Below are 1,026 nucleotides of genomic sequence, written 5' to 3' on the forward strand. Positions count from 1 at the left end.
ATTAAATATTTTCTATACTATTTAATCTATGGATTACCATATTACTCACTATTCTCATTATTACAAGCTAATAGTGGTTCGTACATCATTATAGCGTGATTCTCTGTTACATATTGATCTTCTATTAACTGTTTCTGTTGATTATATACTTTACGTTGAATCACATTATGTCGTATATAACCGCCCCAGTATGCAGGTTGAATTGAGTGTTCTTTCTCATACACTTCATATTGATAAAGTTGCGGATAGACTGTTCTCCATTCACCAACTAAATGTTCATCTGTCATATAAAGGTGAAGTTGATACAGTTGGTCCGTTTCATTTTTAATTTGTAAATCCAAATAGTTATAGGAACAAGTCGCCCCACTCCCAAACGGTTGAGTGCGCCTAGAGTCAGGAAAGACATCAAAGCTATGACGATATCGTTCTGTTACTGTCAGTGGTGTATGTAAAGTCATCCAATATATTAAATTCGAAAGCTGACAAAGACCTCCTCCAATACCTGTTTGAAAAGATCCGTAATGTAATACCATACCTTCTACATACCCTTTTTTCCTCGTTGGCTTACCTATTAAACGCCAGTAAGAAAATGTTTCTCCCGGTCTAATGACGATACCATTTAGTTTTTTAACAGCAATTTTCAAATTAACAACCTTATTCTGTTGATACCACATATCTACATTTTTGAGCTTACGAAGTAATATCGTTCGGTGCTGAATTGCTGTACAAGGTAGCTTTTCTTGTTGGAACCTTTTTGCATATGTTTTTCCGTCTGCCAACCACTGAATGTACCTCTTTGTAGAGTAATACCACTTCCCTAGCATAATGCGGTACTTAGACCGCTGTTTAGGACGTAAGTGCACTATATTCATTTTATTCCCTCTCTCTTTCTTCAAGTAAATTCTAATATATTTCTAATTCAATAAACTACAGTTTTCTTAGCTGCATAATAATTTCCGCAAAAAAACAATAAATTTACTCTAGTGGAGATTTTATTTTGATGATTGCTTTATAATTATATAAAAC

At 33.9% G+C, this 1,026-nt stretch carries 1 protein-coding gene; it reads right to left on the bottom strand.

All coding sequences use genetic code 11. The features are described 5' to 3' along the window. Nucleotides 1–41: 41 nt before the first annotated feature. Nucleotides 42–872: a VanW family protein gene (locus ABWK52_RS29580; RefSeq protein WP_097998716.1), complete on the bottom strand. Its 831-nt coding sequence runs from the start codon at nt 870–872 to the stop codon at nt 42–44. Nucleotides 873–1,026: the final 154 nt, after the last annotated feature.

Origin of the sequence: Bacillus sp. AP50, from assembly GCF_040492675.1 — a bacterium.
Lineage (GTDB): Bacteria > Bacillota > Bacilli > Bacillales > Bacillaceae_G > Bacillus_A > Bacillus_A cereus.

Coding starts and splice junctions, on each gene's coding strand:
- ABWK52_RS29580 (WP_097998716.1), bottom strand. CDS start 872: ATGAATATAGTGCACTTACGTCCTAAACAGCGGTCTAAGTACCGCATT.